Origin of the sequence: Methylobacterium sp. 37f (assembly GCF_023093475.1) — a bacterium.
GTDB lineage: Bacteria > Pseudomonadota > Alphaproteobacteria > Rhizobiales > Beijerinckiaceae > Methylobacterium.
In genome coordinates this window covers 1-7,981 of the sequence record NZ_JAGHKN010000074.1, presented here as the reverse complement: position 1 = coordinate 7,981, position 7,981 = coordinate 1, and the positions used below count along the sequence as shown (strand labels likewise).

The following is a 7,981-nucleotide window of genomic DNA, read 5'->3' as shown; positions in this document are numbered from 1 at the left end:
CTTCTGCCGGCTTCTTGGCCGGTCCGGATGTCTGCTTCATCTTCGCTCCTCAGGGGCTACGATGAACCAGCCATCCTCCGTTCGTGAAGACCCTCAATCTGTCCCACAGGTGCTGACGTCGGACAGTTTGAGTCATAACCCGTCTCCACTGCTGGCGTTTCCGTGATCTCCCCCTCGGGGCTCACGCGTTCGACCACGGCGCTCTGGCGGCGCAACGTAATCGGAACCTCGACATCCTCGCCGGAGGTGGTGCGGCGGATGTGGATCTCTTCCTTAAGGACCAGCCGCTTCTCGACGACGAGGACTTCTTCCAAGATGGGGATGATCGTCACCCCGCCTTCATCTCGAACCTGTGGCGGGGTCTCGCCTTCAGCGATGACTCGGTCGATCGGCACGCGGGTCACGCCCACGGCATCTGCGCGTAGGGTCTCGCGTAAAACCTGCTCGGTGGTCTCAGTACGCGTGCTAACCCGAACCCGCCCCGTCTCGACGAGGCGCTTCTCGACACGCGCCGTCTCTTCGACAAGCTCGATGACAGCATCGCTTCCAGGCAAGGATCGAGGATGAGCCTCAGCCACTTGGGGTGCACGGCTAAGTGCCAAGTGGCTCGCCAACGGAAGCTCACGGCCATTGCCGGTGATGCGATCGGCATCAGGAGTATCGGTCATGATCGCTCGACTCCACTAGGGAGACGAACCGATCCCGTCTAAGTAGGTTCCGCTGATGTTAAGGGATTTCACATACAGTGCGATCCTGCTTCCCAAAGGGTGCGTCTAGCTCCAACCTGTGGCTCGTCAATCACCTTCGTGAAGTCGCGGGCTAGTCGTCTTCCGAGCGGATGACTGCCGATGAAGCGATAGCCTACTTCATCAAGCTAACGTCAGGTGACAGCGTCGTTGAGGGTCAGAAGACGGCTTCGTGAAGTTCACCACAACGGTCTTCGTGAAGTTGTTCGTGACGGTCCCGTAATGGCCGCTGGAAGGCCATTGGTTGACGGGGGTGATGATGGCTTTCAGTGGGCGATCATTAACCGGATGGAAGGCATCGTCATGGGGGATGGCACCTGAGCCACTCAGCTTACGTCATCTGGCACCCGTCATGTTCCCCATTGCATCGAACGAGGAAGAACGGCTCCAGGCGCTGCGGGCTCTCCAGATCATAGGTACCGAAGCCGAGGAGCACTTCGACGCCGTTTGCCAGACGGCCTCCGACCTATTCGGCGTGCCCATCGCCCTGGTGTCGCTCCTGGAAGAGGACCGGCAGTGGTTCAAGGCGCGATGCAGGCTCGACGTCGATGGCACCGCCCGCGAGATTGCATTTTGCACCTATGCCATCCTCTCCGATGAGGTCCTGGTCGTGGAGGATGCGACTGCCGACGAGCGCTTCGCCGAGAACCCGCTTGTCACAGGCGCCCCCCATATCCGCTTCTACGCAGGCGCACCCCTGAGCCTTGATCCCGGCCTTCGCGTGGGCACCCTTTGCATCATCGACACGAAGCCACGCGCCTTCTCGCTCAAGCAGCAGCAGCAACTCCGGAACCTCGCCAAGACAGTCGTGGCGCACCTGCGCCTGCACCTGTCACGGCACGTGAATGAAGCCGAAACTCAAGCCCGACAGCAGGCGGAACATGCCCTGCTGGAACGCGTCACCGCATCTGAGGCCATGTTCCGAGCCCAGCGTATGGCCGAGAACGCGGCCAGCATCGGACACTGGCGGATCACGCCGGACGACCGGCGGGTGACATGGTCTGACGGGCTCGGGCGCATCTTCGGACGCCCGCTGCCCGAGTCCGGATCATTTCCCCTAAAGCAGCACCTCACCTACTACCATCCGGACGACAGAGCCGGGGTGGGCGCACGCATCGAGGCGTCCCTCGCCGGGATCGGGCCGCATGCCTCCGGCTACCAGGGACGGGCGCGCGTCATGCGGCCCGATGGCAGTCTACGGCATGTCCTGGTTCAGGGCGCTCCCGACTACGACAAGTTCGGTGCCCTGACAGCACTGTACGGCGTCATCCTCGATATCACCGACCTGACCGCGAGTGAGGAGAAGGCGCGGGAGGCCAGCGCCGACCTACGCACGACGCTGACGCACATGGATCAGGGCCTAATCGTGTTCGGCCCCAACGAGCGCGTTCGCTTGCTCAATCCGCGTGTGCGAGAGCTTCTGGCGATACCCGAGGCGGTGCTGCGTGAGACGGCGTCCTTCGACGACATCCGAGCCTTTCAGCAGGCGCGAGGCGACTTCTCGCAGCCTTCGGGCGACATCGACCCGCCCGTCGAGATCACCGGCCTCCGGGACCTCCCGCACGTCCTCGAATGGCCCAGCCTGAATGGAGGCATTCTTGAGGTTCTCCGAGTAGATTTGCCAGACGGTGGCTTCCTGATCACCTGCACGGATATCACGCGGCGCAGGGCCTCGGAGGTGGCTGTCCAGGAGAGTGAGCGCCGCTATCGCCTGCTGGCAGAGAATGCGACCGACATCATTGTCTGGTGTGACCTCGATACCACCCGGCGCTACGTGTCGCCCGCGATGGATTCGGTTCTAGGCTACGAGGCCGAGAAGCTCATCGGCACGCGCCCGCTCGACTATGTGCATCCAGAGGACGCCCCGGCCTACCAAGCTGTCCTCGACGACCTGACTCGCGGGAAGATAGATCGCGCTCTCACGCGCCAGCGCTACCGACATCGGAACGGGGCATGGGTGTGGTTGGAGAACTCCTTCAACCTCATGCGTGATGCCGAGACCGGCGAGCCGACCGGCTACGTCGCGACGCTGCGCGATATCTCTACCAGCAAGGCCGTGGAGGATGCCCTGCACCTGAGCGAGGAGCGGCTAGCGCTGGCCCTCGATAGCGGCTCGGACGGGCTCTTCGATTGGAACGTCGGATCAGGATCGGCGTGGTTCTCGGAGTGCTGGTACGCGATGCTGGGCTACGCCAGGGGAGAGTTGGCGTCAGACCTCTCCTCGTGGATGCGCCTTGCCCATCCCGACGACGCCGAGCGGGCCACGGCAATCATGTCCCGGCACCTCAAGGCGCAGACCCCCGCCTACGAATGCGAATTCCGGCTCCTGAGGAAAGACGGCACCTACACCTGGGTACTTGTGCGCGGCAAGGTGGTCAGCCGGACCCATGAGGGCCGGGCGCTTCGCATGGTGGGCACGCAGATCGATATCAGCGCCCGCAAGCGCGCCGAGCTTGCCCTCGCGGAGAGTGAGGCTCGCTATCGTGCCCTGTCTGACGCGCTGCCGCAGATGGTGTGGGTCATGCGGCCGGAAGACGGGCGCGCCACCTACACCAATCAACAGTTCCAGACCTACTACGGCTCGGCCGGGGTGACGCGCCAGGAGCGCCTGGACCACAACCATCCGGATGACGCGGAACGTATGGAGCGAACCTGGAGGAGCGCGCTCGCCCAGGGCGGAACCTTTGAAGTCGAAGGCCGTCTGAGGCGCCACGACGGGGCTTACCGGTGGCATAAACTCATGATGCTGCCGATCAGTCAGCACGAAGGCATCTTGGGCTGGATCGGAACGGCGCTCGACATCCACGACAGTGTCGAGGCGCGCCACAAGCTTGAGGAAACCGCCGATTTCCTACGCCTCGCGCAGGAAGCTGCGGGCGCGGCGATCTGGGAATGGAGCCTTCCCACGGGCCTCGTGCGATACCCGCCTCAGAGTGCCCGTATGTTGGGCTTGGTGGTGCCGGATGGCCTGGACGAAGATGACGTCATCGAGGTCAGCATCGACGACTGGAAAGCGCTGGTCCATCCGCAGGGGGTCGAGGCTGTCCGCGTGGGGGTCGAAGAGGCAGTCGCAGCCCGGTCAACCTACGCCTCCGAGTTCCAGCTTCTCTCTGATGGGGCCGATGGGTCGGAGCGTTGGCTACTTGGCTTCGGCCGGGTGGTCTTCGACGCCACGACCGGCGAGGCCACACGCATCGTCGGCCTGAACCTGGACATCAGTGAGCGTAAGCGTACCGAACAGCAACTGGCACACTTGTCTCGTCACGATACGCTGACGGACCTGCCCAACCGCGCCCTGTTCCGGGAGCGGTTCGAGCAGAAGCTGGCGGAGGTTCGCCGCGAGGGCGAGAAGCTCGCCCTGTTCTGCCTCGACCTGGATCGCTTCAAGCAGGTCAACGACACCCTCGGCCATCCTGCGGGCGACGCACTGCTCGTCGAGGTGGCCAAGCGCTTGAAATCAGCCCTTCGCACGGAGGATACGCTGGCGCGTTTAGGCGGCGACGAGTTCGTCATCCTTCAGACCGGGCTGCACGGCCTGGACGATGCGGCCGTGCTGGCGAACCGGTTGATCGCGGCGGTTGGGCGCCCCTTCCTGTTCGAGGGGCACGAGATCACGGTCGGTCTTAGCGTCGGCATTGCGCTGATCCCCGACCATGGCTTCGACCAGGATGGAGTGTTCAAGTGTGCGGATGTTGCGCTCTATAAGGCCAAGGCAGCGGGCCGAAATACCTACTGCGTCCATGACGCCACACCGGGTGTTGGCATGAGCACTGTTCAACACCTGCCACGAATTTTGCAAGTACACGGGTCCGTGAGCACTTCGTCAAGGAGTTTGAGCTAGCGTCGATGACCGCATGCGCTCGATGCGGTCCTGAGTTATGGATGGTCCGATGCCGCCGTTTGCAGCGAGCGAGACCGAGCGGCTCGCAGCGCTTCGCGATTTGCGTATTCTCGATACGCCGCCCGAACCGCACTTCGATGCGGTTTGTCAAACCGCTCAAGCCTTGTTTTCCGTACCCATCGCGATGATCGCGTTCGTTGATCAAGACCGAATTTGGCCGAAGGCTGCCTGCGGGCTTCGGCCGGGTGACATACCGCGCGACAGCGCCCTGTGTGATCACGTCATTGGCTCCGACGACCTCCTGGTGATCGACGATGTGCGCCGAGATACGCGCTTTGCGGAGAGCCCACTGGTCATCGGAACGCCTTATATCCGCTTCTACGCGGCAGCCCCCCTGGTCCTGAGACCCGGCGTTCGGCTGGGCACACTATGCTTGATCGATACAGTTCCTCGCATGTTCACCGTCAAGCACAGGGAGCAGCTACGGAACCTTGCTCGGATCGTCGAGGCACATCTCTGTCTTTATGAGGCCCATGCCGCGATAGCACGGACGGAGGGCGCGTATCGCCGCGTGCTGGAGTCGGCTCAAGATGCCTTTATCAGCATGGACGCCGAGGGCGTCATCACGCGGTGGAATACGGTCGCCGAAGAACTCTTCGGCTGGACCGCAAAGGAAGCAGTCGGGCGCTTCCTCTCCGAGACGATCGTGCCGGAGAAGCTGCGTGCCGCTCATGATCTTGGCATGCGCCGCTATCTGAGAACCGGGCGCAGCGCCATTGTCGGTAACCGGCAGATGCAGGTGGCGGCCATCAAGCGCGACGGAACCGAGTTCCCGATTGAGATGGCCATGTCGGCGGATCGCTGTGACGGTGTCGTTACCTTCAACGCCTTCCTACGTGACGTGTCGGAGCGGAAGGAATGGGAGACATCGCTTCAGGCGAGCGAGGCTCGCTACAGATTGTTGGCCGACAATGCGACGGACATGATCGTCTGGGCGGACGGCGAGGGATACCGGCGCTACGTCTCTCCTGCCTGCAAGGCGATGTTCGGCTACGAAGAAGCTGAACTGATCGGTACGAAGGTCGCGGACTTCATCCACCCGGACGACGCCGCCATGGTCTTCGGCACGATCCGGCGGGTTGCGGCCGGAGAGCTTACTCGCGGCGTCGTCTCGGCTCGCCATCGACATCGGAATGGCTCCTGGGTCTGGGTAGAGACTGCGCTCAACGCCGCGTTCAAGTCTGGAACATCAGCACCGGATGGCTATGTCGCCGTCGTGCGAGAAATCACCGAGCGCCGGGCGATCGAGGAGGAAAAACGTCAAGGTGAAGCCCGCTTGCGAGCCAGCGAGGAGCGTCTCGCGCTCGCTCTGGAGAATGGGTCGGACGGCATTTGGGACTGGTCGGTCCACGATCAGGAGCTTTGGTTCGCCGACAGCTTGCTCGGCATGCTGGGCTTCAGTCCAGGCGACATCCCCGTCAGCATCGCGACCTGGACAGCCCTGATCCATCCTGCGGATCGAGAAATGGCACAGCGCCAGTTCTACAATCATCTCAAGGGCCTCACCGCGACCTACGAATGCGAGCATCGCTTGCGCCGCAAAGATGGTGAATTCGCTTGGGTTCTGGCGCGTGGCAGGGTCGTGCACCGAGATCAGGCGGGACGTGCCCTTCGCGTCGTTGGCACGCACACTGACATCACGGCTCGGAAGGCAGCCGAGCAAGCGATTGCTCGGTCGGCGCGTCATGACGCGCTCACGGACCTACCCAATCGCCTCCTGTTTCGCGAGCGGCTGGATAAGGTGTTTTCGGAAGTCCGGGCGGAGAACGGAGGTTGCGCACTTCTGTACCTCGACCTCGACCGCTTCAAATCTGTTAACGACACCTTCGGGCATCTGGCGGGAGACACGCTTCTCATAGAAGTCGCTCGACGTCTGACGCTTGAGGTTCGTGAGGGCGATACAGTGGTCCGCCTGGGTGGTGACGAGTTCGCCATCTTGCAGGTGGAAGGTGTCAATCAGCCCGCAAGCTCCGCTACTTTGGCGCAGAGGGTGATCGAGGCCATGGCCGAGCCCTTCCGGATCGAAGGTGAGCAGGTCGAGCTTGGCATCAGCATTGGGATCGCCCTGGCGCCACGGGATGCCGCCGACGCGGACACGTTGATCAAGCGCGCTGATCTTGCTCTCTATCGTGCCAAAGCGGACGGCCGGAACACGCGGCGCTTCTACGAAGCAGCCATGGACGAGGCAGTGGAGTACAAGCGGCGCTTAGAAATGGACCTGCGTGGCGCGCTCACGCGCGGGGAGTTCGAAGTCCATTATCAGCCGATCGTGAACGCCACGAGCGGCGGCGTCTCCTCAGTCGAGGCACTGGTGCGCTGGCGTCATCCACTGCATGGCCTTGTTTCGCCCGCAGCGTTCATTCCGTTGGCGGAAGAAACCGGTTTGGTTATCCCTCTCGGGGAGTGGGTCCTGCAAGCGGCCTGTGAGGCTGCATCGACATGGCCGGTCGGGGTAAGCGTCGCGGTCAACGTGTCCGCCATGCAGTTTCGCAAAGGCGGGCTGCCAGAGGCCGTGATGCGGGCACTGACGGCGTCAAACCTGCCTGCCAACCGGCTGGAGCTTGAGATCACGGAGTCCGTCCTGATGCAGGATGGCCCGGACGTGATAGACACGCTGCACATTCTGCGAAACTTTGGTGTGCGCACGGCGCTAGACGACTTCGGTACGGGCTACTCGTCTCTGAGCTACCTGCGGCGTTTCCCCTTCGACAAGTTGAAGATCGATCGCGCGTTCGTGCAAGATATTGACAGTCCCAGCACAGCAGCAATTGTGAGTGCGATCGTAAAGCTCGGTGTTGCCCTTGGTATGACGATCACGGCCGAAGGGATTGAGACCGAGGACCAGCTTGCCGCCGTTCGGCGGCATGGCTGCAACGAAATACAAGGATATTTCTTCAGCAAGCCTCTGACAATGGAAGATTTGATCCAGTTCATCGGTCTTTCTGCATTGAGCGCGGCAGCCTGAGCCTCTGGATGATTTAAGCGCCCCGACAATAATCATCTCGTTAGCTTGGCTGGAACTTGGTGGCCTTGGCCTGCCCCCTGAAAAGTGGTCCTTCCTGAGGTATGGCCTCGCGCCATGAGGAGGATGTTTTCATGGGACGGAAGAAGCATACGGCTGAAGAGATCGTCGCCAAGCTGCGGCAGGTCGATATCTTGGTCTCGCAGGGGCGCAAGGTTGCTGAAGCAATCCGGTCCATCGAGGTGACTGAGGTCACGTATTACCGCTGGCGGTCGGAGTACGGCGGCCTGAAGGGAGATCAGGTCAAGCGGTTGAAGTCTCTGGAGACCGAGAACCAGCGGCTTCGTCGGGCGATCTCCGATCTGACCTTGG

At 62.2% G+C, this 7,981-nt stretch carries 4 protein-coding genes; 3 read left to right on the top strand and 1 reads right to left on the bottom strand.

Going from position 1 to position 7,981, the window contains the following annotated elements; all coding sequences use genetic code 11:
* Positions 1-56: 56 nt before the first annotated feature.
* On the bottom strand, positions 57-578 hold the full coding sequence (locus tag J7U37_RS24515; RefSeq protein WP_247637439.1) for a YsnF/AvaK domain-containing protein: 522 nt from the start codon (positions 576-578) through the stop codon (positions 57-59).
* A 520-nt stretch (positions 579-1,098) separates the two neighbouring features.
* On the opposite strand from J7U37_RS24515, the gene J7U37_RS24510 reads away from it, so the two are divergent.
* From J7U37_RS24510 to J7U37_RS24500, 3 genes are all read left to right on the top strand, one after another.
* Positions 1,099-4,587 (top strand): PAS domain-containing protein, encoded by a 3,489-nt coding sequence (locus tag J7U37_RS24510; RefSeq protein WP_247637438.1) that lies wholly within the window; start codon positions 1,099-1,101, stop codon positions 4,585-4,587.
* 49 nt (positions 4,588-4,636) lie between these two features.
* Complete coding sequence (locus J7U37_RS24505; protein ID WP_247637437.1) at positions 4,637-7,612, top strand: EAL domain-containing protein; 2,976 nt, start codon at positions 4,637-4,639, stop codon at positions 7,610-7,612.
* Between the two features lie 131 nt (positions 7,613-7,743).
* Positions 7,744-7,981 (top strand): transposase (locus tag J7U37_RS24500; RefSeq protein WP_247637436.1); only part of this gene is annotated, 238 nt, incomplete at its 3' end.